The 22,555-nt window shown below is 68.6% G+C and carries 26 protein-coding genes; 11 read left to right on the forward strand and 15 right to left on the reverse strand.

The genetic code is table 11. From position 1 onward, the window contains the following. Positions 1 to 8: 8 nt before the first annotated feature. A complete protein-coding gene (locus CVV72_RS01160) occupies positions 9 to 857 on the forward strand; it encodes a hypothetical protein (RefSeq protein WP_219150551.1) in 849 nt (282 codons plus the stop codon). A 498-nt stretch (positions 858 to 1,355) separates the two neighbouring features. Here the strand turns inward: CVV72_RS01160 and CVV72_RS41895 are convergent, their stop codons facing one another. Further along, the gene (locus tag CVV72_RS41895; protein WP_370641944.1) at positions 1,356 to 1,463 is read right to left on the reverse strand and encodes a hypothetical protein; all 108 of its coding nucleotides are present in this window, start codon (positions 1,461 to 1,463) and stop codon (positions 1,356 to 1,358) included. On the opposite strand from CVV72_RS41895, the gene CVV72_RS41445 reads away from it, so the two are divergent. From CVV72_RS41445 to CVV72_RS01180, 4 genes are all read left to right on the forward strand, one after another. Continuing rightward, positions 1,414 to 1,650: a hypothetical protein gene (locus CVV72_RS41445; protein WP_255632442.1), complete on the forward strand. Its 237-nt coding sequence runs from the start codon at positions 1,414 to 1,416 to the stop codon at positions 1,648 to 1,650. The genes CVV72_RS41895 and CVV72_RS41445 overlap by 50 nt on opposite strands. Continuing rightward, entirely contained in the window at positions 1,647 to 1,793 is a 147-nt protein-coding gene (locus CVV72_RS01170) for a hypothetical protein (protein WP_219150553.1), read from the forward strand. Before CVV72_RS41445 ends, CVV72_RS01170 begins: the two co-directional genes overlap by 4 nt. Before the next feature lie 19 nt (positions 1,794 to 1,812). Beyond that, positions 1,813 to 2,109 carry a YkvA family protein gene (locus tag CVV72_RS01175; protein ID WP_219150555.1) on the forward strand — a complete coding sequence of 99 codons (297 nt, stop codon included), beginning with the start codon at positions 1,813 to 1,815 and terminating at the stop codon, positions 2,107 to 2,109. Between the two features lie 250 nt (positions 2,110 to 2,359). Next, the gene (locus tag CVV72_RS01180; RefSeq protein ID WP_219150557.1) at positions 2,360 to 2,842 is read left to right on the forward strand and encodes a vanadium-dependent haloperoxidase; all 483 of its coding nucleotides are present in this window, start codon (positions 2,360 to 2,362) and stop codon (positions 2,840 to 2,842) included. Positions 2,843 to 3,060: 218 nt separating this feature from the next. On the opposite strand, the gene CVV72_RS01185 is transcribed toward CVV72_RS01180, so the two are convergent. Together CVV72_RS01185 and CVV72_RS01190 are read right to left on the reverse strand one after the other, a co-directional pair. Further along, a complete protein-coding gene (locus CVV72_RS01185; RefSeq protein ID WP_219150559.1) occupies positions 3,061 to 3,462 on the reverse strand; it encodes a nuclear transport factor 2 family protein in 402 nt (133 codons plus the stop codon). 206 nt (positions 3,463 to 3,668) lie between these two features. Further along, positions 3,669 to 4,148: a hypothetical protein gene (locus tag CVV72_RS01190; RefSeq protein ID WP_219150561.1), complete on the reverse strand. Its 480-nt coding sequence runs from the start codon at positions 4,146 to 4,148 to the stop codon at positions 3,669 to 3,671. Between the two features lie 236 nt (positions 4,149 to 4,384). On the opposite strand from CVV72_RS01190, the gene CVV72_RS01195 reads away from it, so the two are divergent. Further along, complete coding sequence (locus CVV72_RS01195; protein ID WP_219150563.1) at positions 4,385 to 4,987, forward strand: VOC family protein; 603 nt, start codon at positions 4,385 to 4,387, stop codon at positions 4,985 to 4,987. Between the two features lie 91 nt (positions 4,988 to 5,078). Here the strand turns inward: CVV72_RS01195 and CVV72_RS01200 are convergent, their stop codons facing one another. From CVV72_RS01200 to CVV72_RS01220, 5 genes are all read right to left on the reverse strand, one after another. Continuing rightward, on the reverse strand, positions 5,079 to 5,441 hold the full coding sequence (locus tag CVV72_RS01200) for a hypothetical protein (RefSeq protein ID WP_219150565.1): 363 nt from the start codon (positions 5,439 to 5,441) through the stop codon (positions 5,079 to 5,081). Between the two features lie 101 nt (positions 5,442 to 5,542). Continuing rightward, positions 5,543 to 6,166: a hypothetical protein gene (locus tag CVV72_RS01205; RefSeq protein ID WP_219150567.1), complete on the reverse strand. Its 624-nt coding sequence runs from the start codon at positions 6,164 to 6,166 to the stop codon at positions 5,543 to 5,545. Positions 6,167 to 6,243: 77 nt separating this feature from the next. Continuing rightward, the gene (locus tag CVV72_RS01210) at positions 6,244 to 7,044 is read right to left on the reverse strand and encodes a class I SAM-dependent methyltransferase (RefSeq protein WP_219150569.1); all 801 of its coding nucleotides are present in this window, start codon (positions 7,042 to 7,044) and stop codon (positions 6,244 to 6,246) included. Then, complete coding sequence (locus CVV72_RS01215) at positions 7,037 to 7,303, reverse strand: MoaD/ThiS family protein (RefSeq protein ID WP_219150571.1); 267 nt, start codon at positions 7,301 to 7,303, stop codon at positions 7,037 to 7,039. Before CVV72_RS01215 ends, CVV72_RS01210 begins: the two co-directional genes overlap by 8 nt. Continuing rightward, the gene (locus tag CVV72_RS01220; protein WP_219150573.1) at positions 7,300 to 8,469 is read right to left on the reverse strand and encodes an acyl-CoA dehydrogenase family protein; all 1,170 of its coding nucleotides are present in this window, start codon (positions 8,467 to 8,469) and stop codon (positions 7,300 to 7,302) included. The genes CVV72_RS01215 and CVV72_RS01220 overlap by 4 nt, the downstream gene beginning before the upstream one ends. Positions 8,470 to 8,759: 290 nt before the next feature. On the opposite strand from CVV72_RS01220, the gene CVV72_RS01225 reads away from it, so the two are divergent. Together CVV72_RS01225 and CVV72_RS01230 are read left to right on the forward strand one after the other, a co-directional pair. Continuing rightward, positions 8,760 to 9,779, forward strand: a complete 1,020-nt coding sequence (locus tag CVV72_RS01225; protein WP_219150575.1) for a hypothetical protein — start codon at positions 8,760 to 8,762, stop codon at positions 9,777 to 9,779. Between the two features lie 149 nt (positions 9,780 to 9,928). Continuing rightward, positions 9,929 to 11,290, forward strand: a complete 1,362-nt coding sequence (locus tag CVV72_RS01230; protein ID WP_219150577.1) for a hypothetical protein — start codon at positions 9,929 to 9,931, stop codon at positions 11,288 to 11,290. A 236-nt stretch (positions 11,291 to 11,526) separates the two neighbouring features. On the opposite strand, the gene CVV72_RS01235 is transcribed toward CVV72_RS01230, so the two are convergent. Next, positions 11,527 to 12,132 (reverse strand): SMI1/KNR4 family protein, encoded by a 606-nt coding sequence (locus CVV72_RS01235; protein ID WP_219150579.1) that lies wholly within the window; start codon positions 12,130 to 12,132, stop codon positions 11,527 to 11,529. A 265-nt stretch (positions 12,133 to 12,397) separates the two neighbouring features. On the opposite strand from CVV72_RS01235, the gene CVV72_RS01240 reads away from it, so the two are divergent. Continuing rightward, complete coding sequence (locus CVV72_RS01240; protein ID WP_219150581.1) at positions 12,398 to 12,613, forward strand: hypothetical protein; 216 nt, start codon at positions 12,398 to 12,400, stop codon at positions 12,611 to 12,613. Between the two features lie 185 nt (positions 12,614 to 12,798). Here the strand turns inward: CVV72_RS01240 and CVV72_RS01245 are convergent, their stop codons facing one another. Further along, the gene (locus CVV72_RS01245) at positions 12,799 to 14,049 is read right to left on the reverse strand and encodes a LuxR C-terminal-related transcriptional regulator (protein ID WP_219150583.1); all 1,251 of its coding nucleotides are present in this window, start codon (positions 14,047 to 14,049) and stop codon (positions 12,799 to 12,801) included. A 150-nt stretch (positions 14,050 to 14,199) separates the two neighbouring features. Here CVV72_RS01245 and CVV72_RS01250 point away from each other — a divergent pair, with 150 nt between their 5' ends. Together CVV72_RS01250 and CVV72_RS01255 are read left to right on the forward strand one after the other, a co-directional pair. Next, positions 14,200 to 15,285 carry an S-(hydroxymethyl)mycothiol dehydrogenase gene (locus CVV72_RS01250; protein WP_219150585.1) on the forward strand — a complete coding sequence of 362 codons (1,086 nt, stop codon included), beginning with the start codon at positions 14,200 to 14,202 and terminating at the stop codon, positions 15,283 to 15,285. Next, entirely contained in the window at positions 15,282 to 15,914 is a 633-nt protein-coding gene (locus CVV72_RS01255) for an MBL fold metallo-hydrolase (RefSeq protein WP_219150587.1), read from the forward strand. The genes CVV72_RS01250 and CVV72_RS01255 overlap by 4 nt, the downstream gene beginning before the upstream one ends. Positions 15,915 to 15,969: 55 nt before the next feature. Here CVV72_RS01255 and CVV72_RS01260 read toward each other — a convergent pair whose 3' ends face one another. The 5 genes from CVV72_RS01260 to CVV72_RS01280 are packed head-to-tail and all read right to left on the reverse strand — an operon-like array spanning position 15,970 to position 22,406. After that, the gene (locus tag CVV72_RS01260; protein ID WP_219150589.1) at positions 15,970 to 17,367 is read right to left on the reverse strand and encodes a tryptophanase; all 1,398 of its coding nucleotides are present in this window, start codon (positions 17,365 to 17,367) and stop codon (positions 15,970 to 15,972) included. Further along, positions 17,360 to 18,529 (reverse strand): cation:proton antiporter, encoded by a 1,170-nt coding sequence (locus CVV72_RS01265; RefSeq protein WP_219150591.1) that lies wholly within the window; start codon positions 18,527 to 18,529, stop codon positions 17,360 to 17,362. Before CVV72_RS01265 ends, CVV72_RS01260 begins: the two co-directional genes overlap by 8 nt. After that, a complete protein-coding gene (locus CVV72_RS01270; RefSeq protein WP_219150593.1) occupies positions 18,522 to 19,886 on the reverse strand; it encodes a tryptophan 7-halogenase in 1,365 nt (454 codons plus the stop codon). The genes CVV72_RS01265 and CVV72_RS01270 overlap by 8 nt, the downstream gene beginning before the upstream one ends. Beyond that, positions 19,886 to 21,637, reverse strand: a complete 1,752-nt coding sequence (locus CVV72_RS01275) for an amino acid adenylation domain-containing protein (RefSeq protein WP_219150595.1) — start codon at positions 21,635 to 21,637, stop codon at positions 19,886 to 19,888. Before CVV72_RS01275 ends, CVV72_RS01270 begins: the two co-directional genes overlap by 1 nt. Beyond that, positions 21,630 to 22,406, reverse strand: a complete 777-nt coding sequence (locus CVV72_RS01280) for a thioesterase II family protein (RefSeq protein ID WP_255632443.1) — start codon at positions 22,404 to 22,406, stop codon at positions 21,630 to 21,632. Before CVV72_RS01280 ends, CVV72_RS01275 begins: the two co-directional genes overlap by 8 nt. Between the last annotated feature and the right edge of the window lie 149 nt (positions 22,407 to 22,555).

Below are 22,555 nucleotides of genomic sequence, written 5' to 3' on the forward strand. Positions count from 1 at the left end.
AGACCGGGATGACCAAGGAACGGATCGACGAGATCATCGGCGCGGCCCCGCTGTCCACTGTGGACGTCGAGGCGATCGTGGCGCGGGAACGGAAGACGGCCTGGCTCCGGCCGAATCCCTGGGTGGTGACGGCCGCGGGAGTGGCGGCGGTCGCCGTCGGCGCGGCCTTCGTGCTCGCACCGGGAACGCCCGGGGCGGTGAGTCCGGCGGCGGCCACGTCGTCGGCGCCGGAACTGCCGGAACCCTGCGAGATCCCCACGCTGATGGGACCGGTGCCGACGGAGAAACCGGCCGATGCGACCACGCGGCTCACCGGTGTGCTGACCACCGCGGTGACCACCCGGCTCGCGACGGGCACGACCTTGACCCCCAGCGCGGCGAACTACCCCACCGGAGATCCCGGGCGGGGGCCGCTCCAGATCGTCCATTCGGCAAGGCCGGTGACCAACAACGGTGGCACGTGCAGTGGCGGCGAGGATGAATTCGTGGCGGGGGCGGCCACGGTCCGGTCGGGTAAGAAGGGGAGCGTTCAAGCGACGCTGGGGCGGCTGGGCGGCCGCCTGAACATGCCCGCCGACTGCGTGGACCAGACTCCGGAAGGGATGGAACAGGTGTGTCACCGGTCGTTCGGCCCGAAGGGGGAGGTCATCGTGGCGACCATCCTGACCGGCAAAGGCGGGGGACCGTCGATCCATCGGGTCGAGGTCTCCCGCGCCGACAAGATCGGCGTGATCCTGGAGGCCTCGAACGCCGTCGACGCGAAGCACGACCGGAAACCGGACAGCCCGGTGCCGCCCCTGACCCTGGAGCAGCTGGCCGAGATCGCGCTCGATCCTGGGATGACGCTCTACCCGTAAGCCGCCACGAGTTCCGTTCGGCGCCCGTGAAGCCCGCCGTCCCGATGGGGCGGCGGGCTTCACGGTGTGGCTGGTGTCAGCGTTCGGTCGCGGTGATGATGAGACGGGCGATGGTTTCGGGCGCGCCGAGCATGGCCAGGTGGCCTGCCGGGAACTCGACGACGTCCGTGTTCATCCGCATGGCCATGAAGCGTTGCCCGATAACGGGAATCATCGGTGTCAGGGGCGAAGACCTCGTGGAACCGGGCCGGCCTGCTCCCCGGCAGGGGCCGTGCGGTGGTGAACTTCTGGGCCGCCCCGCCGAGACCCTGGTCCGCCCGCGGACTCGTCCTGATCGTGGTGAGCCGGGGCACTGGGTGGGTGAGACGCGTAGCATCGGGCAGCGTACGCAGGCGTGTTCGTGCTGGCAGGGTGTCCCATGCGGTCGGGCGCAATCGTCGAGGGCGACTTTGCGTTGGTGGAAGTGTCGCCGTTCCTCGGTGGGCGTGTCGCTTGGTGCTATTCGAGGCAGCCCCGGTAGGTGTCGTCCTGGAAGACGGCGAGGTAGACCTCGGTGGTGGTGATGCTGGTGTGGCCGAGCAGACGGGCGACGATGTGGACGGGCAGGCCGTCGGTGACGGCTTCGGTGGTGAACAGTCGCCGGAAGTCGTGCGGGATGTACCCGCAGTGGCTGCTCGGTGGCGTCGACCACGGCGTACCGGTCGAGAACGGTGGTGATCAGGTCATAGACGGTGTGGGGGCTTGGGGCCTGCCATCGTGTGCCGACGCGCCCAGCGTCGCCAAGCGCCCATGACGAGCAAGCGACCGGCGCCGGACCGCGACGCGATCTGGCGGATCATCGCCGCCCAACGGACCAGCCTGGCAGACCTGCTCGACGACCAGTGGCGGCACCCGTCGCTGTGCGCCGGCCACCTGTCGGGATCCGCCCCGGCGTGACCTGATGAGAGAGGATCACATGGAGTCTCTGTGGACGACACTCGGCGTCGTGGCCGTGGTGGTGGTCATCGTCCTCGTTTTGGTCGCGCTGTTCTTGGTGGCCAAACTGGTGCGGAAGCATCGTCAGGTCCATCAGCCGGGCACGCCGGTGCCGACCAAAGCCGCCTACTGGGTTTCCCTGGCCTACACGGTCTTCCCGTTCGACCTGTTGCCTGACCCGGTGTACTTCGACGACATCGTGGTCCTGGCCAGCGGGCTGGTCTACGTCAGCAGGTCGCTTACCAAGAAGGCGCGCGACGACCGCCCGGTGGAGTGACCTACGGCCGGCCCCTGGGCAGGCGATGTCGCGGGCTGTGGTCGGGCACGGCAGGCCGGTCTCCGGACGCCGGGACAACGGCTGTTCTCGACCAGAACCCTCTCGTCGGCAGCACTCTGGGGGCCGTGGCCACTGACGCTCGCCTGATCGACAGCGATTCTTTTGGGGCACCGTCTGCAGTTGGTCCTCTGCTTCTTGCCGTGCTGGTGTCCGTGTTCGCGGCTCCGGTCGGCGAGTTCGTCTTCGAGTCGTGGTGGAGAGTGATGTGGTACCGCCGCATGTCGCGAAGGTGGCGGTCCTCGCAACCACCGCCGACGCGCTTATCGCCTGCTACAAGGAGAAGAAGCACTGGAGCTTCTGGCGTCCGGTGTCGGCGATCCCGCTCGCCGACACCGACGGCAACCCTGCCACCGGCGCCGATCCGGCTTGGAAGCCACTGCGGATCACCGCGCCGTCACCGGAATACCCGTCAGGGCACGCCTGCTTCACCGCAGCCACCACGACAGCCTTGCGCGAGTTCTTCGGCCGCGACGACCTGTCCTTCAGCGCCCACAGCGCCGACTCCGGCACCACCCGCCACTACCGCAGCCTCTCCCAGGCCATGGCGGAACTGATCCCGGCCAGGATCTGGGCCGGGGTGCACTACCGCTTCGCGAGCCAAGATGGGCATCAGCTCGGCGTCACCGTTGCCCGTGACGTCCTCGATCACGCTTTCGGCCCCCGCGGCGACTAGGGCTGTGTGGTGGGGCGTGGGCGGTGATCGCGCAATTGCCGTCTGCGGAGTCAGGGCGGCGGGCTGCCGACCAAGCTCCACCTAGCGGTCGACGCAGCAGGTTTGCCGTTGGAGGTGCTCCTCACCCCGGGGGCAACTCGCAGCCGCTGGATGAGATCCGGGACATCCACCGGCCTTCGGTTCCGACTCCGCAACGCCATCGCCCTCGGGCCCCGCGGTCAGGATGTGGCCGACGGAACGTCCATGATGCCGGTGGCTTGCGACCAGACACATCGCCACGTGCCGTCGGCCTTGGTGTAGACGTCGGTGTGCCAGGCCTCGTGCCGCGGGATGTCCGCGCCGTCGACGGTGAGTTCGATGACGCACCGGTAGCGGAGGACGACGACGTCGGTGCCGACGATGGCGTCCACGTCGCCGGTCAGTTCCAGTTCCCGGTAGACGACCCGCCCGGTGATGAGGAGATCCAGGTATTCGGCCTTCGTCCACACGGTGCCGGTGGGGTTGCACAACCGGTACTCCGCGGCGTGCAAGCGGTCGTAGGTGTCGCGATCCACGTCGAGGAGACCTTGGATCCGTTCCTGCTCGGCCTTGATCACTTGGCTTGCCACGTCGTCGGTCATACCCGCTCCTCTTCACTTCGCCTGACTGCGGTCGCGACGGCGCCGTGCTGCTGCGACCGGTGTCTCCCGCGGTTGTCGAGTTCCACGATCCCACGCTGGCCGCGGTTACCGGCATGGGAAGCGGGCGAACGTCCGAAGTGGACAGACCGCGGCGAGTGCATCGACCCGGTTGCGCGGTGACCGGGTCGATGCACCTGACCGCAGCCTCAGCGCCGGTAGTGGACCTCACCACGCAGAGCAGGTGACGTGGGGCTGCCGCAGCGCTGCTCGAACGTCGCGTCGAGCGCGACGAGCCCCTCGGTGCCGCGTTCGATGTGGTCGATCGTGAACGTCGAATAGTCGTCGGCGCAGCCTAGACCGTTGGAGACGGCGAGGATATGCGCTCCTTCCGCGTGGCCGTAGGTTCCGGCCTGCAAGGGGCCGGAAGGCGCGCTGAAGTCGAGCGCGATGTAGTCGAAACCGTGGTCGGTCTCGGCGTCCACGCGCAGGGTTCCGCCGTTCTCCCGAAACCGCACCTCGTTCTCCGGCGAGGCGGTCCAATGACCGCTTCTGCCGCTGACGGGGTGTGCGCCCTGCTCAGCAGCGAAGTCCAGGCTCGCGACGGTGTCGGCGGCCGCGGCAGGCGCCAGCACGGTGGCCAAGCCCGCGGCAAGGGCGAGCGTGGTGATGGTACGCGGAAACTTCATGGAACCCCCAAGGTCGGCCGCTCCCAGCGGAGCGGGTCCTTACCGATATTGCCAGCGTTCCTGCTGCCTACCACGAGTAGAACTACTCAACCCGGGTGTGTGCCGCCCGCCGAGCAACGTGGATGGCCGACAGTGGCTGTTCACCCCCGCGAGTGAATTCGATTGTGGTGAACTCGTGTGACAACGCCCACTGCGCGCGTGGTGGTCCTCCGGGGCGACTCGTTAACGTTCACCAAATGAACTTTCTTGATCATGTTCTTCTGGGAGTGCGCGATCTCAAGGCAGCGGCAGACCGGCTTCATCGCGAATGGGGCCTGGGGACCGTGCCTGGCGGAACGCCGGTGCCAGGGGTCGCGAACGTGATCGTTCCTCTCGCGCCGCCGGTGTATCTGGAGCTCGTTGCCGCCACGGATCCCGGCGCAAGTGAGGCTGCGGAGCGTTTGGCGGCCTTCACCGCGGCGGGAGATCGGTTGTTCACGTGGGCGATGGAGCCGGACGGTCTCGACGCTCGCGCGGCGGGATCGGGGATGGTGCCGGTGAGCGGGGGCGGTGACACCGGGCGGTGGCGGTTGCTCGGGGAGGTCGAACAGGGTCGGCCATTCTTCATCGAATACGACATCGCTCGCGCCGGTCGTATCGAGGGATGGCGACGTGCCTATGACGAGGCGGCGCATGACTGTGCGCCGGGACGGGTGACATATCTGGAGGTCGGCGGCGACGAGTCCGAGCTGCGGCAGTGGGTGGGAGAGGTTGATGTGCCGCTACGGATGGTCGGCGGCGAGCCGCGTCTTGCGGCCGCGGGGATCGCCACCGCCCGAGGCGAGATCCTGCTGCGCTGAAAGGATCACTTCCGCCCTATGGCGACGCGCTTCCGGCGCAGAGGAAAGGTGAGTTCCGCGGTGGCGAGGCCGGCCATGCCTGGAGGTCTCGCTAGGTGTCGCGGAGCAGGGTCCGGTAGGGCGGGTGGCCGTAGGCGGTGCGGTAGTGGTGGGTGAAGCGGCCTGGGTGGAAGATCTCACCAGGGCCATAGCCATCCTGTCCGCCCCTGGTTTCCATCCGGGGAACGGTGCCGGAGTGCACTCCGACCAGGTCGATGGTGCCCAACGGGGCACCGACGGCGTCCAGCCCGAATCCCCAGTCGACCAGATCCAGGCTGATCGGCCCCAACGGATGCTGGTCGATCCGCAGCAGGTGCCGCTCGTCGGCGCGGGCCTTGAACCGCAGCGTCGTGTAAGCCCCGCTGACGAATTCCTGGATCTCATCCAGATCGTCGCTCTCGAAAGTCAGTGCCATGACGGGCTGCGAGTTTTCTCCTGCTGACGGGGAAACGCAGCGACCGGAAGGCACGTTCACGCGGATGGAGCACTCGCCCGCTCATCGGCACGAGCGGATGTTCACGACGCGAGGGCCTTCACCGGACAGGTGCCGCATACGCATGAGCTGACGCGTGGCCGGTCTGCGGAACGCGGCCGACGTGGTCGCCACGGCCGCCGCCGGGGAGACAGACCACAGCTGACCAGGAAGGCTCGATCATCGGGCTGAAGGTCGGGGTAGTAGCCGACGCCGAAGTGCATGGCCAAGTCGTTCTTCAGCTGCGTCCGCAAGAGGGATATCTGGCGGATGATCCCGCAACCGCGACGGCGTTCGGCGTCGGCCGGGGACAACGCGGTGAGTTGCGCGGCCAGTACGGCCGGTTTCATCTCGCTGAACGGGCAGATGAGATTGCTGTGGACGCCTACGAACAGATCGCGAGCCGCGGACGAGGTGAGGATGCCGTCGCCGTCGTCGAAGTACCACTTGCTCATGTCGTCGTGGAGTTTCTTCAGCTCTGCGGGCTCCAACGGAGTAGTGCGGAAGGGGGCTGCCGGCGCGGTCAGCGCCCAGAGTCGCACGTACGACTCGACCTGGCGTTCGGCGAGTTTGAGCCGGATCTGCCGCCGATAGTTGTGTGCGAACCAGAGCCCGACCAGCCCCAGCAACACGGTTCCGGTCGCCTGAACCCACGTCGTGATCACCATGCCGAGTCACCTCCCAGCGGTCAACGACCGCATCGATCACCGGCCCCTTCGAGGCAGTGGCCACCAGTGTGAGGGGCTCAGGTGACGCTTGCGATGATGGTGAAGCAGGCGTTGTGCAGCAGATATGAGCCGTCGGACCGTCGGTAGGGTGCGATGGACCCGGTGATGGTCTCCGTCACTCGCGCGAGCCCCGCATGGGCGATCGCGGCCGCCGCGGGGCCGGTGGAGAGCAGCCCGCGCAGGGCGGTCTCCAGATCCGGGTATTCCCAACGGCATTCGATGGCCCGCTCAGGGGCGACGGTCAGGCCCGCCTGTGACAGCAGCCCGCGGACGGCCGCGGGCTCGGTCTGGTCTGGTAACGGCGTCACTCGGTGGGGCATGGCCGGCAGGAGCCCGCCGAGATCGAGGAAGTAGGCGAGTGCGTCGCAGTCGGCGAGTGGCCCCCAGGCCGTGATGGCGATATGCCCGCCAGGGCGCGTGACCCGTATCGCCTCCTCGACGACTCGAGCGGGGTCGCGGGCGAAGTGCAGGCTGTTGAACGCCGTGACCGCCGAGAATTCCGCGGTGGGGAAAGGAATGTGCTCCATATCGCCGATCCGGAAGTCCCCTGCGGGGATTCGGGTACGGGCGATGTCGACCAGTCTCGCGGCCGTGTCCAGACCGCTGACCCTGACGCCTCGCCCGGCGGCCAGCCGGGCGAATCCGCCGGCACCACAGCCCAGATCCAGCAGCGGCTCTGCTCGTGACGGCGCCAGCTCGGTCAGGACGGCGAGCCAGGCGGGGTGAATGGTGCGCTCCTGGATCTCCGCCCAGTCGTGCGCGCTGGCACTCCAGAGTGTTCCGTGCGGTGTCGCCGCCTCCGGCCGGTCCTCAACCACCGGCGACAGCGGTGAAGAACTCGATCCGGTCGCCGGTGCTCAGGGGCATCCCGCGCTCGGGGTGCGGTACCAGTTCGCCGTTGAGGAAGACCCGATGCGCCTTGCGAAGGTTGCCGGTGTTGTCCAGCAGCACTCGGTCCATCGCGGGGAATCTGGTGGTCAGCTCGGCCAGCGCGCTCGCGAGGGTGGTGGCTTCGAGCGTGACCGTGCGAGTGTTGTTCGCGGCCCGCAGAAGGATGCCGGTGAACTCGATGTTCATGCTCGCTGTCCCTTCGTGCCGTGCCGAGGTGATCGCGCCACGACCCCGGCCCCAAGATTGACCTCCAGGATGTCGTTGGTGCCCGCGACGACGGGGAGGCCGGTGAAGTCGCGCAGATAGCGGCCGAGGTGCGGTGAGCCGTAGAAGCCTTGGCCGCCCATGACGCGGAACGCCGATTCGAGCACGAACCCGATCTGGTCGGCCGCGAAGCATTTGGCGGCCGACAGGAGCGGGTCGAACACGGGTTCCGCGTGGCCCGCCCCGACGTGGGTGAGCGCGCGGTACAGCATGGATCGGGCGGATTCGATCGCCACGTACATCCGCCCGAGCGTCGCTTCGACGTTCTTCAGCCCGGAGACCGGTTCGCCGTACCGGATACTGCCGGACAACCATGTCGCGCAGTCCTCCAGGATCCGCTGGGCGCGACCGAGCGGGGCGCAGGTGATCCACAGGCGCTGGTTGCTCAGGAATCGTTGGGCGTGGGTGAGTCCGTCGCTGGGCTCGAGGATCCGTTCCGCGGGCAGAGGCACGTCCTCGAAGGTGAGGGAGGCGGCTCCGGCGGTCCTCATCCCCAAGGGCGTCGCCGGGGTCACCGTCACGCCGGGATCGTCCCGTTCCACCAGGCACGCCACCATGTCACCGGTTTCGTCGAGGGGATAGACGAGGAAAACGTCACTCATGACGCCCGCGGTCACATAGGTCTTGTGCCCGGTCAGAACGAAGTCGTCACCCTTGCGCCGGAGCACGGTGTCGAACGACCATGCGTCGGCGTCCTCCGTGTAGGCGATACCCGCGCCGATGGTTCCCCGCCCGATCGGGCGGGCGTACTTCTCGATCAGATCGGCCCGGCCCGACTCGGCGATGAACCGTGCGATGTCGATGGTGTGGTTGATGATCATGGGCAGAGCGGAATCCGTGCAGCGGTAGCCGATCTGCTCCAGCACCATGCCCCACGTCAGCACGTCCACCCCGTCACCGCCGACAGCGGGCGGCAGGGAAAGCCGGTGAAGACCGGCCAGCGCGAGGGCGTCCATCAGTTCCGCCGGGGGCGGACACCGCGTCTCGTCTCGTTCGACGACGGTATCGCTGACCTGATCGAGTAAAGACCCCCAGCGGGATCCGACCAGCTCGGCGATCTCGGCCTGCCCTTGCGCGCGGTCGACCACAATCCGCCTCCAGCCCGGTGGTGTGACTTCCAGTAGATCGTCGGGCCTGGTGCTGGCGCAGCCGTCGTGAGCACGCTGGATGTTGAACGTGTTGAACGGTCATGCGCGGTTCTATCGGGTGAAGCCGAGAAACCTTCGACGCTAATCCGGCGCGAGTGGCCTAACGTCAAAGGTCGTCGTCCTCATCGCGGAGGAGGACGACGAGTTGCTCCATGGTCACCGCGAGTCGTTCTTCGATCCGGGAGACCAGGGCCGCCGGACTCTGCGACGGCCGAGGAGCGTGGAGACTTGTGAGCCTGGACCAGGAAGATCAAGATGTCTTCGAGCTGCCCGAGTTCCCCATGCCGTTCCAGGCGCGGGTGAATCCGCATTTGGACATGCTGCATCGGCGGTCCGAATCCTGGGCCCGGGCCACCGGCATGCTCAGCGGCGGAGGGTATCCGGACAGCTGGGCGATCTGGGACAGCTTGCCGACGTTTCACGCGATCGCCGCTCCGGAGCTCACGGCCTATTGCTGGCCTGCCGCGCCGCCTGCCGAAGCGGCGTTGATCCACGACGCCATGATCTGGTATTTCGCCTTCGACGATCATTTCCAGCATCGGTACAAGCTCTCGATGGACATCGACGGCGTACGAGAACACCTCGTACGCCTGCCGGCCTTCATGCCCATGACATCGGATGAACCCATGCCGTCGCCGGAAAACGCCGTCGAGGAAGGGCTGGCGGACCTGTGGCCCAGGCTCATCCGCTCGCGGCCGACCCGCTGGCGCCGAGCGTGGAAGGACGGGATAACCCGGTTCTGTGACAGTGCGATCCAGGAAACAGTCCACCTTTCGACGGGACGGGTACTCGATCTCGTCGAGTATGTGCAGCTGAGAAGGGAAACGTTCGGCGCGTACACGGCGGCGCTCTACGTGGACATTTCCACCGGCGTGATGATCCCCGAGAAGATCAGGGAAATCCGGGAAATCCAGGTCCTGCTCGATGCCTTCATGGACTACATGTCCTTGATCAACGATGTCTTTTCGTACGAGCGGGAAATCGACCACGAAGGATGTGTGACCAACCTGGTGCTGGTCGTCAAGAATTTTCTGGGCGTCCCCTTACGGCAGGCTGTGCGTATCGCCAACGACCTCGTCGGTGCGCGCTTGCGCCAATTCGAATACACGCTGAAGGTGGAGCTTCCAGAAGCTTCCGCGCGGCTGAACCTGAACGACGCGGAACGCGCCAGTCTCGCTGCCTGGGGCGAGGGTGCCCAAGACTACTTGTCCGGCATACTCGCCTGGCATGAAAGGGCGGCGCGTTATTGAAGTCTTCCAGCGCCGGACGCGCGCTGCCTGAGCGTCCGGGACTCCCAGTACACCGTCGGGGTCTTGTGGAGACGCAGCCGGTCTGAGCACTCTGGTCGATGAAGACGTCGAACGCCGGCAGTGCTCCACCCGGACCCGTGAGGTGAAACATGCCGCGCCGCGCCCGCAATGACCGGCTTCGCGCACTTCTGACCACCGCCGAGTGGAGCTACGACAACCTGGCTCGCACTGTGAACGTCGCGGGCGCCGAGTGCGGCTTGCGGCTGCGCTACGACCGCACCGCCGTGGCGCACTGGCTCTCGGGAAGCCGTCCGCGGGCCCAGGTGCCGATGCTGATCGCCGAGGTGCTGACGCGCAGGCTGGGCCGGGCGGTCACCATCGCCGAACTCGGTTTCGATGTGATCATGGCCGAGGAAAAGGTCGTCAGCTCGGCCAGCGCGCTGACCGTGCTGACCGATCTCGTCCGTACCGATCTGAGCGTCGTGGGTCGTGGCAGGCTCGCGCGCTCCGTATACCGGCTCGATGTGCCGACGATACCGGCGTGGCCGGAACGAGCCTTGGAGATCTACTGTCGTCAAGGGCCGACGTGGCGGACATCCGGCACGGCCGGGATGGCGCAGCACATGGTGCGGGTGTTCGCCGCGGCCAACCACAAGTTCGGCAGTGGTCACGCGAGGACCGCCCTGACCGCCTACCTCGCCGACGACATCCTCCCTCAGCTGGCAGGCGAGAACAGCGACGCCGATCATCGCGCGCTTCTGGGTTCTGTTCTCGACCTGACGTTGCTGATGGGGTTCGCCTGTTTCGACAGCAACGAGCACGGGCTGGGGCAGCGGTACTACCGGATCGCGCTCGATCTGGCGGTCCTGACCTCGGACCCGGTCCGGTACGCGATCGTGCTCCGGGCGCTCAGTCTGCAGGCGAGCCACCTCGGGCACGGAACCGCCGCACTGGGCTTGGCTCTGGCGGCGCTCACGGTGGGGGACCGTCATGTCGAGCCGTACACCAGCGCCTTTCTGCACGCGCAGGTGTCGCTGAGCTACGCCGTTCTCGGACGCAGTCAAGCCGCGCTCGCCGCTCACCAGCGTGCTCGCGAGATCCTCAGCCGGGCGACCGGGCCGAGACCGGTCTTCGGCTCGTACAACCGGGGCGAGCTGAACTACCACGCCGCGTCGATCCACGTGTTCAACGGCGACAACGCCGGAGCGGTCACAGCGCTCCATCGAGCGCTGCGCCACTATCCTTCCGGTGAATGCCGCTCATTGGCACTGACCCTGGCCGAGCTCGCCGAACGGCAACTGGACCTCGGGCTGCTCAGCCGGGCCTGCACCGTGGTGCATCGTTTTCTCGATGTGTATCCAGGCCTGCGTTCGGGCCGCGTCACAATCGCGTTGGGGGAGTTGAGGAAGCGCCTTCAGACATTCGGGCGGCATCCGGAAGCCCGCGCCTTGATCCAGCGATGCGCCGCACTGCACGGCCCCCGGCCCGGTAGCACTTGGCCGGGTGAGTGAACGCGCCTGCCGCGGCCTCGCACGGCTGAAGGCACAGGCGATCGATCCTCCGATCCACAGCGGTGCCGAAACCGCCGGGTGGCGAACGAGCACGGTACCGAATCGCATCGCAGGGCCTGAGCACAATCACCCGGAGCAGGGCCCGAGGGTACGCGAACGGGTGGAGATCGATTCGTTCCGGACGGAAACCGAGCAGCCTTGAGCACGTCCAAGCCGCCACGAGAACCGGATTCCGCCTAGTCCCAGGTCAGTACTCCGTCGTCGCGGATCGTCACCTGCCCTGACTGCGTTCGGGTTCCCGGTGCGGTGGTGTACCGCTCGAGACGGACGGCGGTGTCGGTGAGCATGGCGCTGATGCCTGCCCAGGTGGGACGGTGGGCGCCGGCTTGGGCCATCCAGTCCATCACGCAGCCGTGGTCGGTCCCGGGGCGCAGGTCGACGGCGAGGACGGCGCCGTCGACGGCGCGGCAGACGGGGAGCAGGGCGGTGCAGAACCCGAGGACGGGGTCACCGGCGGCGCGCTGGTGGTGTCCGTCGGGGGAGCAGCAGTCTTGGTCCGGGTAGGCGCTGAGGCCGGCCCATTCCTCCCGTACGCGCGCAACCGTCAGCGGCATGTACACGCCGGGGACGGTGAAGGCGGTGCGGTAGTCGGCGTCGTCGACACCGTCCATCAGTCGCCACCACGCCAGCAGATCGTCCGGGAACGGCCGCCCCACCGCGTCCTGCACGGCGCGGACGTCGTCGGCGGATGCCGGGGGCCGGAGCGTGGCCGCGGTGACCGGTGTATGGACGCGCAGCCAGGCCGTGATCCGCTCCCACACCGAGTCGACGTCGCCGTTCACCGCCACGGGCTCCTTTCATCGCTGCCGGTTGCTGTCCGGGTTGAGCGAGTGACGACGGTACCAATGTGTGGCATCGCGGATGACCGCCTTGCGCTCGCCGCGTGATCCGTACCCAGACGGCATGAACGGGAAAGACTGCCGCGAGGATCAGGTTCTTCGTGAACCGGTACCGGCGGCATCTTTCCCGGGTATGTCGTGAAACGTATGGCCAGGGCGTCGCAGTACTGTAGGGAGACGAATGGGGGGAGGAGGGTTCCTAGAGTCTATGACGATCGATAGCGGGAGAAACCTTTGTCGCCGCCGGAACTGCGACGAGGTGGAGTTCTGGCTGGGTTTGTGCGTCCAGGACTGGGTGCGGTGGCAGGACGGCTTGGAAGCCCTCGACCTGTCCGATGACGAGAGGCCGGCGCCGCCTCGCAGTGTGTTCATCGCGCCGGTGCACGCCGGCAGCGTGTCGCAGCGGGTACCGGCGATGGGGTGATCCCGAAGCCGGCCAGCTTTCGGGAAGGCGCGTGCCGCCGAGCCGGCCGAGTTCAGCGGAATCGACTCGTCGCACGGGGTGCGGCACCAGGACGTCCGCACCGCCGAGTGGGTTCGCCTCGTCGCTGCGGACGACTCGAGACGATGCCGTGGGTGGCCGACGACCTCGACCCGGCCGCTCATGCCTCAGAGGCCGGTGATTCCGGCGCTCGAAGCCAGGGCCGCCGCTTCACCGCGTGAGGTGACGCCGAGCTTTTTCAGCAGGCCGGTGACGTGGAACTTGACCGTGCGTTCGGTGATCCCGAGTGCGACGGCGATGGTCTTGTTGCGCTGCCCTTGCGCGACCAGCCGCAGCACTTCGAGTTCGCGGCGGTTGAGAGTCGACGGCAGCGTCTCGTCGGGCCTGCCGCCCGCGGGGTCGAAGGGAACGCTGATGGCGACGTGGCTCCCCCAGCCGGGGAGGGCGTCGATTTCGACGGTGGCGCCGAGGGTTTTCGCGCGTCCGTCGAGTTGCAGGCGCAGGCCGGCGCTGTCGAGGCTGCCCGATCCCTGATCGCGGACGTCGAGGTGCAGTGCGGTGCTGTCGTTCGACCAGGCGACCCGGAGCCGGGTCAGCTCGGGTTGGCTGGTGAAGGTCAGTACCGCCGTGCGGGTCATCGCGCGGGCGGCGTGGGCGATCTCGCCGGGTATCGGCCGCCCGTTCTTCGGCGGGGCGGCGAAGTCCAGTTGTGCGTCGTGGTGGCGCAGCATCTGCCGGATTTCCCGCCGCAGCCTGGCGAACGCGGTGTGCATGGGTTCTTCGGACTGAGCGAGATCGGTTTTCTGGGCCGACCGGAGCGCCACCAGTGCGGCCGAGGCGGTGTCGGTCGCGGCGAGCCGGGCACGGTGGTCGTCCAGCCGGGAAGACCGCAGGGTGGTGAGGACCGTGACGAGCGCGGTTTCGTGCGCCGCGGCCATTTCGGCGATCGTCCTGGCGCGTTCGCTGGAGGCGGCGCGGGATTCGGCGAGGTAGTCGGGGCTGGCCTGGGTGACCTGCTGGCGGATCGAGGTCGCGACGATGCCGAAGACTTCGGCCAGGGGAGCGGGTTGCGGGAACCGGGCCCGGCTCGACCGGGGGACGAGCACGAGCAGGGTGCCGATCGGGTCCTGCACGGCCCAGACCGTCCGGACGGCGCCGCCGAGCGTGGCCGTCGTGGTCACCTGCCGTCCGGGTGGCACGTCCGCCTTGAGCGCTTCGAGTTCGGCGATGGTGACCTTGTCGGTGATGTCCCGGGTGCCGGTGACCTTGCGTGGCCGTCCGGTGCACTCCCGGGTGAAGATGACGAGAGCCTGATGCGGCCAGCCGTCGGCGAGGAAGCGGGAGAACCGGTCGGCGATTTCGCGCAGTGGGCCCTCGATGACTTCGCGCAACGCGGTCAGGCCTGCGGGTTCGGGCATCCGGCGAGCCTAGCCGCCGGCTTGCCTGGTCGAAAGGACAGGATCCACTGGACCGATGACCAGGTCGCCACCGCGGCCTCCCGGCCTAGCCTCACGTGAAGCATGCGCCGGTGCGCATGCCTGTGTCGTCGACGGTGGAGGAAACAGGGAATGCCACAGCAGGTGCGCGGAGTGATCGCCCGGTCCCGGAACGCCCCGGTGGAGCTGACGGACATCGTGATCCCGGACCCGGGCCCCGGCGAGGTCGTCGTGTCGATCGCGGCCTGCGGGGTCTGCCACACAGACCTGACCTACCGCGACGGCGGCATCAACGACGAGTTTCCGTTCTTGCTCGGTCACGAGGCCGCGGGCACCGTGGAAAGTGTCGGCGACGGCGTGGATTCGGTGCGGCCGGGGGATTTCGTCGTCCTCAACTGGCGTGCGGTGTGCGGGCGGTGCCGGGCTTGCAAGCGCGGGCGTCCGCAGTACTGCTTCGACACCTTCAACGCGACACGGAAGATGACGCTGACCGACGGCACCGAGCTGACCCCGGCGCTGGGCATCGGCGCGTTCGCGGACAAGACGCTCGTCCACGCCGGACAGTGCACCAAGGTCGATCCCGCCGCGGACCCGGCCGTCGCGGGCCTGCTCGGCTGCGGCGTGATGGCCGGTCTCGGCGCGGCGGTCAACACCGGCGCCGTCGGCCGCGGGGATACGGTCGCGGTCATCGGCTGCGGGGGAGTCGGCGACGCCGCCATCGCAGGGGCCCGGCTGGCGGGCGCGGGCACGATCATCGCGGTCGACCGCGACGAGCGGAAGCTCGTGTGGGCCCGCGAACTCGGCGCGACCCACGCCGTGAACGCCTCGGAAACCGACACGGTCGCCGCGATCCAGGAACTGACCGGCGGTTTCGGCGCCGACGTCGTCATCGACGCGGTCGGCCGTCCGGAGACGTGGAAAGCGGCCTTCTACGCCCGTGACCTGGCGGGCACGGTGGTCCTGGTCGGCGTTCCGACGCCGGACATGCGCCTGGAGCTGCCGTTGATCGATTTCTTCTCGCGCGGTGGCGCGCTGAAATCGTCCTGGTACGGCGATTGCCTGCCGGAGCGGGACTTCCCGATGCTGATCGACCTCTACCTGCAGGGCAGGCTGCCACTGGAGCGGTTCGTGACCGAGCGTATCCCGCTCGACGGTGTCGAGAAGGCCTTCGACGCCATGCACGCCGGCGAGGTGCTGCGTTCGGTGGTGATCCTGTGAGCGGGAAATTGAGGATCGAACGGGTCGTCACCGCCGGGGTCTTCGAACTCGACGGCGGGTCCTGGGACGTCGACAACAACGTCTGGCTCGTCGGGGACGACGACGAGGTCGTGATCGTGGACGCCGCGCACGACGAGAAGACCATCACCGAGGCCGTGGGCGGCCGTACCGTGGTCGCCGTCGTCTGCACCCACGGGCACAACGACCACGTCACCGTCGCCCCGCAACTGAGCGAACACCTGGACGCCCCGGTCGTCCTGCATCCGGGGGACCGGGAGCTGTGGGAGATGACCCATCCCGGCCGCCGCTTCCGGCATACGGAGGACGGTGAGCGGATCGCCGTCGCCGGCACGGAACTCGAGATCATCCATACGCCAGGGCATTCACCGGGCTCGGTATGCCTGTACCTGCCCGAGGCGAAGGCGCTCTTCTCCGGGGACACGCTCTTCGCGGGCGGCCCCGGCGCGACAGGGCGCTCGTTCTCCGACTTCCCGACGATCATTTCCTCGATCAGGGAACGGCTTTTCGCGTTGCCCGAGGACACGACCGTCCACACCGGACACGGCGACCCCACCACCATCGGCACCGAAGCGCCGCACCTGGCCGAATGGATCGCCCGCGGACACTGAGCTGACCGCGGGTCAGCACCACGCCGGCCTTCCACAGTTCGCGTACGGCGCCGGTTCACCTGACGTAGATGCCGGTACCGATGGTGGGGGCGAAGCGGGCTTGGAAGAAGCGGAGGTGGGGCGGTTCATGGGTGAAGGTGAGGCCGTGGGTGATGTCGTGGCGGTTCTTGTGGACGCGGACGAGCGTGTCGGCGACGTGGTCGATGTGGCTTTGCGTGTAGACGCGGCGGGGGATGGCGAGCCGGAGGAATTCCAGGGGCGGATAGCGGTTTTCGCCGGTGGCCGGATCGCGTCCGGCTGAGACGGTTCCCCGTTCGACGCCGCGGACCCCGCCTTCGAGGTAGACGGCGGCGGCGAGGGTCTGGCCGGGGAGTTCGGTGCGGGGGAGGTGGGCGAGGACGGCGGTGGCGTCGACGCAGACGCAATGCCCGCCGACGGGATGGACGATCGGGACGCCCGCCGTGTCGAGCCGGTGGCCGAGGTATTCGATCTGGGCGACGCGGGCGCGGATGTGGTGTTCGTCGACGGATTCTGTGATGCCTTGGGCGATGGCTTCCATGTCGCGGCCCGCCATGCCGCCGTAGGTGTGGAGGCCTTCGAAAAGCAGGGCGAGCCCACGCGCCTGTTCGGCGAGATCGGGATCGCGAAGGGCGATCCAGCCGCCGATGTTGGCGAGACAGTCCTTTTTGGCCGACATGACGGCGCCGTCGGTGGGAGCGCACAGCGCGAGGAGGATGTCCGCGATCGAGTGGTGCGCCCAGCCCGGTTCGCGTTGTTTGACGAACCAGGCGTTCTCGACGGCGCGTGCGGTGTCGAGGAAGACGGGGATTCCGTGGGCGTGGGCGAGGTCGCAGGCGGCGGTGAGGTTGGCGACGCTGATCGGCTGGCCGCCCGCCATGTTCACGGTGGCGGCGAGCGAGACGTAGGGGATGGCATCGCCGTGTTCGGCGATGACGGCCTGCAGCTTCGCGAGGTCGACGTTGCCTTTGAACGGGTGTTCGTCGACGGCGTCGTGTGCTTCGTCGATGATGACGTCGTGGAAGGTGGCGCCGTTGAGTTCCTGGTGAGCGCGGGTGCTGGGGAAGTACATGTTGCCGGGGACATGGCTGCCCGGGCGGATGAGACAACGGGAAAGGATGTTCTCGCCGCCGCGGCCTTGGTGGACGGGGATGACGTGTTCGTAGCCGTAATGGCCGCGGACGGCCTCTTCGAAGAGGTAGAAGCTGCGTGCACCGGCGTAGGCTTCGTCGCCGCGCATGAGCGCCGACCATTGCCGGTCGGACATCGCGCTGGTGCCGGAGTCGGTGAACAGGTCGATGTAGACGTCGTCGGAGCGGAGCAGGCAGGGATTCCATCCGGCCGCCCGTAAGGCTTCCTCTCGGTGTTCGCGGGTGGTGGTGCGGATCGGTTCGACCATCTTGATCCGCCAGGGTTCCGCTGGGTGGTCAGGCATCTCGGGTCACCTTGTTCCGTTCGAAGTGGTTGAGGAGCGGGCCGGTCATGGCCGTCGTCACGAGGGCCATGGCGACCATCGCGGTGTAGAAGGCGCTGTCGATGACGCCGAGGCCGAGCCCGATGCCGAGGAAGACGAGTTCGGTGACACCACGGGTGTTCATCAGGGTCGCGAACACCGCCGCCGGTGGGGGAGGCTGTCCGGCGAGGCGGGCGCCGAGGTAGGCGCCGCCGCCTTTCGCGACGACGGCCACCGCGATGATCGCGAGGGTTTCGGTCACCAGGGCGCCGTCGAGCTCGCCGAGGTCGACCTTCCGTCCGATGAGGACGAAGTACAGCGGGACCAGCAGGGACGCGAGGGGTGTGATCAGCGCGACGGGATCGTGCCGGGACGCCGGCCGCCCGGCGGCGACGCCGACGAGGAAGGCGCCGATCGCGGCGTGCAGGCCGATGGCGTCGGTCATCGCGGCTCCGGAGCAGGCGAGGACGACCATGGTCGCGACCGCGGTCGGCCCGGACAGGCGGTCCATCGTCCGGCCGAACCACGGCCGGGCTAGGACGAGCAGGCCCAGCAGGAACGGGAACGCCGCGAGGAGCGTCCAGGCCTGTACTCCACTGTGGACGGACGCGACGACGGCGAGCGCCGCCCATGCGGTGGCGTCGGTGAGCGCCGCGGCGGTGAGCGCGCAGCGGCCGCGGTCGTCGTCCAGCATCCGCCGTTCGGCCAGAATCCGCGCCAGCACGGGAAAGGCGGTCACCGCCATGGCCGCGGCGGCGAACAGGACGAACGGGGCGGCCCCGGCCGGAGCGTGGCGGGTGGCCAGCCAAAACGCCAGCAGTGCGCCGAGGACGATCGGGACGACGGTCGCGCCCAGCGCGGGCACGAACGCCGCCGCGATCCGTGCCGCGGTCATCGACGGCGCGAGGCGGGCGCCGACCCCGAACAGGAACAGGACCAGGCCGAGTTGGGCGAGCGCGTCCAGCGTCGTGCCGACGCCGCCGGGGAGGCCCGGTCCGGCCTGCAGGGCGAGGCCGACGGCGAGCCCGCAGGTGATCTCCCCGAGGACGGCGGGCTGCCCGGCCCGGGTGAACGCCCAGCCGAAGCAGCGGGCCAGTGCCAGCAGGGCGGCGAGGGCGGCGAGCAGAACGGCCAGATCAGGCATCGGGCACCCGCCACCGCCTGCCGTCCGCGGTGGGGACGAGCCCGCCGGGGAACATCGGCGGCTCATCGCCCGCGGCTTCGCCGAGCAGGCCGCGTAACTGCAGTTGCACACCTTCGGCGAGCACGTCGCCGAACATCGCGCGGGAGAAGTCCTGTGAGGACACTCCGCCGACGAGGCCGGCGAAAGCCGCTTCGGCGGCCCCGTGCTGGCCGGTCAGCCGCCGCGCCTGCCGGAAGTAGTCGTCCTCGTCGGAGTCCAGTTGGTAGAAGGTGATGAGGAAATCCCGGAACAGGCCGAATTCCCGGCGGTAGCGGGCTTCGAACTCGGCGAAGCATCGCTTCTCGTCCGAGAAACCCGCGAGGGTGCTGTTGATCGACCGGGCGGCCAGCAACGCGCTGTAGGTGGCCAGGTGCACACCCGAGGAGAACACCGGGTCGATGAAGCAGGCGGCGTCTCCGACGAGCGCCATGCCCGGGCACCACAGGACGGTCCGGTCGTAGGAGTAGTCCTTCCGCACACGGAGGCGGTCGTAGGGTGGCTCGGTCGCGCGGTGCGCGTCGCGGAGGTACTCCTCGATGAGCGGGCAATCCTCGATCAGCGCCGAGTAGGCCACGTCCGGATCGCCCTGGACCCGGTCCGCCGATTCGTGCCTGACGACGGCTCCGACGCTGGTCAAGGTGTCCGACAGCGGGATGTACCAGAACCAGCCGTCGGGGAAAGAGACGCACAGGATGTTCCCGGTGTCGGGCGCGGGCATCCGGCGGCCGCCCTCGAAGTACCCGAACAGCGCCAGGTTCCGGAAATGCGGCGAGTACTCGCGGGTGCCGCCGACGTCGTGGTGGAGCCTGCTGCCGTGCCCCGAGGCGTCGACCACGAACCTGGCCGTCGCCTGCCGTTCGTGCCCGGCGTCGTCGAGGTAGCGGACGCCGCCGATCCGCTCGCCCACCTGGATGGTGCCGAGTGCTCGATGTCCTTGCCGGATCTCGGCGCCGAGCCGGCGGGCGCCGTCGAGCAGCAGCGCGTCGAACCGGGTGCGCTCGACCTGGTAGGCGTACGACGTGGGCCCGGCCATGCGGTCGGACGCGGCGAAGGAGAACGTCCACGGTTCGGCACCGGTGCCCCATTTGAAGGTGCCGCCCCGTTTGCGGACGAATCCGGCCCGGTCGATCTCGTCGCGGACCCCGAGCATCGCGCAGATCCCGTGGATCGTGGCGGGCAGCAGGGATTCCCCGATCCGGTAGCGCGGGAAGTGGTCCTTGTCCAGCAGCAGCACCCGGTGACCTTCGGCGGCGGTGAGGCCGGCGGCGGTGGAACCACCCGGTCCGCCACCCACGACGATCACGTCGTAGTCGTCCATCACGGCGTCACTCCTTTCTCTGTGGTGGGAACGAGTTCGGCGAGCCGGGCCACCGTGCGGCGCACCAGCACGTCCCGCAGCGAACACGGCACGCCCAGTGCCCGAAGCCGCGCGGCGAGCGCCGCGGCGGAGAGACTGTGCCCACCGAGGTCGAAGAAGTCGCTGTCCGCGTCGACCGCCGGAATCTCCAGCTGGACCCGGAACGCGGCGGCGATGAGCCTCTGTGGGGAGGTCAGCAGGACTGTCCGCCGTACCGGGACGGGCGGGGCGAGGGCGGCCCGGTCGATCTTCCCGGTCGGCCCGAGGGGCATGGCGTCGAGCGGGATCACGGCGGAGGGCAGCAGATACGCCGGCAGCACCGCCCGCAGCCGTTCCCGCAGCCGCGCGACGGTTCCCGTGTCGAGCACGACGTAGGCGACCAGCCGCGGCTCGGCGCCTTCGACCCGGACCGCGGCCTGCCGGACCCCGGGAGAGGCGAGCAATGCCTGCTCCACTTCACCCGGCTCGACCCGATGGCCCCGGATCTTGACCTGATCGTCCAGCCTGCCCAGCCATTCGAGGTGACCGTCGGCCGCGAGACGGCACCGGTCGCCGGTCCGGTACCGGCGTTCTCCCGCGGTGACGAACCGGTCCGCGGTCACCTCCGGCCGCCCGAGGTAGCCCAGTGCGAGGCAGGAGCCGCTGATCAGGAGTTCGCCGGGTTCCCCGATCGGCACCGGCCGCAGGTCCTCGTCGACGACCTGGGCGGTGGTGTTGCCGATGGGCCGCCCGATCGACGGCGTCGCGCGTTCATCGAGACCGCAGGACGTGGTGAACACCGTGCACTCGGTCGGGCCGTAGAGGTTCACCGCGGTGACCCCCGCCGCGCCACGCAGCTGTGACCAGAGGTCTTGCCCGATGGCCTCTCCGCCCATCAGCAGCATCCGCGGACGAGCCGGTCCGTCGAGCAACCCGGCTTCCAGCAGTGCCGACATGTGCGCGGGCACCGCTTCCACGACGGACAACCGGTGTTCGCGCACGAAGTCCACATAGGAGCCTGGATCGGTGCGGACGGAATCGGGGACCAGATGCAGTTCGTGCCCGCCCGCCAGCCACGACAGCGGGTTCCACGACGCGTCGAAGATCAGCGGCAGACCGTGCGCCACCCGCTGGGGGCCGCGGCCCGGGGGAAAGAACCGGTCGGCGAGTTCGCCGTACAGGTTGACCAGGCTCCGGTGTCCCACCAGGACCCCTTTGGGCAAGCCCGTCGACCCGGAGGTGTAGACGAGGTACGCCGGACCGGCGACGGCTCCGGGCGACCGGTGTCCGGTGTACCCGGCGAGCTCCGCCTGCCAGTCCTCTGTGGACAGGACCACGTCCGCCCGCTCCGCGAGACGGGCGACGTCCGTCAGCACGACGGAGGGGCGGGCGTCGGCGAGGATCGCGTCGAGGCGTGCGGCGGGCAGGGCGGGGTCGATCGCGAGGTGCACCGCTCCCGCCTTCGCCGTCGCGAGCACGCCCAGCACGGCCCGGACGGACCGCGTCATCGCGCAGGCCACCACCGTCCCCGGCGACGCGCCCGCGTTCCGCAACACTTGGGCGAGCCGCTCGCCCCAGAGGCCGAGTTCGTGGAACGTCCAGGAGACCTCGTCGGCCACCAGGCAGACCCGGCCAGGGGCCTTCCTCGCCTGATACTCGAACAAGTCGCACCAAGTCATGCGGGGGAGCCGTCGCGCCACACCGCTCACCGAGGACAACGCGGGGTCAGGCATCGCACGGCTCCGTTCCGAGCCGGACCCGGTCCCAGAAGGCGGCTTCCTTGCCTGGGGTGAGAACCGCCAGGTGGCCCCCCGGCACGACACAGCCGGTGAATCGCCCGGTCGTCCAGGCCCGCCAAGCCCGGATCTCCTCGTCACCGGCCGCGAAGTCCAGGTCGTCCTCGCCCCGGATCGCGACTATCGGGCAGGACAACGGCGTGTTCGCGGGGCCGGGGTAGGCGCTGGTCAACCGCAGGTCGCCGAGGAACAGATCGACCGCGTACTCCCGGAGTTCGGGGCAGTCGAGGTAGCCCGCCGACGAGGGCGGGCAATGCAGGTCGAGCAGCCGTCCCGCCTCGGCTGCGTCCGCCTTCGCGTATTTTCCCGGCACTCGCCGCTGGGGCGCGCACGCCCCCACGACGACCAGCCCCGCGGGGCCCGGTCCTCCTCGGCCGAGGACGCGCTGGGCCACTTCGAGTGCGACGAAAGCGCCCATACTGAAGCCGATCACCACAGTTCGTGAAAAATCTTCGGCACCGATGCGATCGAGGCAGTGCAGGGCGATTTCCTCAGCGAGGACGGCGAGCGATTCGGCGGGTGGCTCGGTGATACGTGTGCCGTGCCCGGGATATTCCACGCCCCGCACCGCCGATCCCGCCGTGCGAGCGAGCCCGCGCAGGCCGAGTACCGTTCCCCCGGCAGGGGGAAAGCACAGGTACCCGGGACCACGACCGGGGTTTATGTCCACTATGGACAGTCGATTGAGGGCAGTGTTCGTTGCCACGTTCTCTCCCGAACCTGTTCGTCAACGGGGGGTCGCCGCCCGTTGAGGACGAAGCTGAAGGCATGACGCGTCGCCTCGGCGTCCACATCGGACGAAGTGGTCCGGTGTCGCGCGCTGCGAGCGAATTTTCACGATGTCGCGCTATCCCG

Source organism: Amycolatopsis sp. TNS106 (assembly GCF_019330265.1).
Classification (GTDB): Bacteria; Actinomycetota; Actinomycetes; order Mycobacteriales; family Pseudonocardiaceae; genus Amycolatopsis; species Amycolatopsis lurida.

What these genes read in the sequence shown, in the direction of transcription:
- CVV72_RS01160 (WP_219150551.1), top strand. Translation starts at nt 9, where the DNA reads ATGACCAAGGAACGGATCGACGAGATCATCGGCGCGGCCCCGCTGTCC.
- CVV72_RS01170 (WP_219150553.1), top strand. Translation starts at nt 1,647, where the DNA reads ATGACGAGCAAGCGACCGGCGCCGGACCGCGACGCGATCTGGCGGATC.
- CVV72_RS01175 (WP_219150555.1), top strand. Translation starts at nt 1,813, where the DNA reads ATGGAGTCTCTGTGGACGACACTCGGCGTCGTGGCCGTGGTGGTGGTC.
- CVV72_RS01185 (WP_219150559.1), bottom strand. Translation starts at nt 3,462, where the DNA reads ATGACCGACGACGTGGCAAGCCAAGTGATCAAGGCCGAGCAGGAACGG.
- CVV72_RS01190 (WP_219150561.1), bottom strand. Translation starts at nt 4,148, where the DNA reads ATGAAGTTTCCGCGTACCATCACCACGCTCGCCCTTGCCGCGGGCTTG.
- CVV72_RS01195 (WP_219150563.1), top strand. Translation starts at nt 4,385, where the DNA reads ATGAACTTTCTTGATCATGTTCTTCTGGGAGTGCGCGATCTCAAGGCA.
- CVV72_RS01200 (WP_219150565.1), bottom strand. Translation starts at nt 5,441, where the DNA reads ATGGCACTGACTTTCGAGAGCGACGATCTGGATGAGATCCAGGAATTC.
- CVV72_RS01205 (WP_219150567.1), bottom strand. Translation starts at nt 6,166, where the DNA reads ATGGTGATCACGACGTGGGTTCAGGCGACCGGAACCGTGTTGCTGGGG.
- CVV72_RS01215 (WP_219150571.1), bottom strand. Translation starts at nt 7,303, where the DNA reads ATGAACATCGAGTTCACCGGCATCCTTCTGCGGGCCGCGAACAACACT.
- CVV72_RS01230 (WP_219150577.1), top strand. Translation starts at nt 9,929, where the DNA reads ATGCCGCGCCGCGCCCGCAATGACCGGCTTCGCGCACTTCTGACCACC.
- CVV72_RS01240 (WP_219150581.1), top strand. Translation starts at nt 12,398, where the DNA reads ATGACGATCGATAGCGGGAGAAACCTTTGTCGCCGCCGGAACTGCGAC.
- CVV72_RS01245 (WP_219150583.1), bottom strand. Translation starts at nt 14,049, where the DNA reads ATGCCCGAACCCGCAGGCCTGACCGCGTTGCGCGAAGTCATCGAGGGC.
- CVV72_RS01250 (WP_219150585.1), top strand. Translation starts at nt 14,200, where the DNA reads ATGCCACAGCAGGTGCGCGGAGTGATCGCCCGGTCCCGGAACGCCCCG.
- CVV72_RS01260 (WP_219150589.1), bottom strand. Translation starts at nt 17,367, where the DNA reads ATGCCTGACCACCCAGCGGAACCCTGGCGGATCAAGATGGTCGAACCG.
- CVV72_RS01265 (WP_219150591.1), bottom strand. Translation starts at nt 18,529, where the DNA reads ATGCCTGATCTGGCCGTTCTGCTCGCCGCCCTCGCCGCCCTGCTGGCA.
- CVV72_RS01270 (WP_219150593.1), bottom strand. Translation starts at nt 19,886, where the DNA reads ATGGACGACTACGACGTGATCGTCGTGGGTGGCGGACCGGGTGGTTCC.
- CVV72_RS01275 (WP_219150595.1), bottom strand. Translation starts at nt 21,637, where the DNA reads ATGCCTGACCCCGCGTTGTCCTCGGTGAGCGGTGTGGCGCGACGGCTC.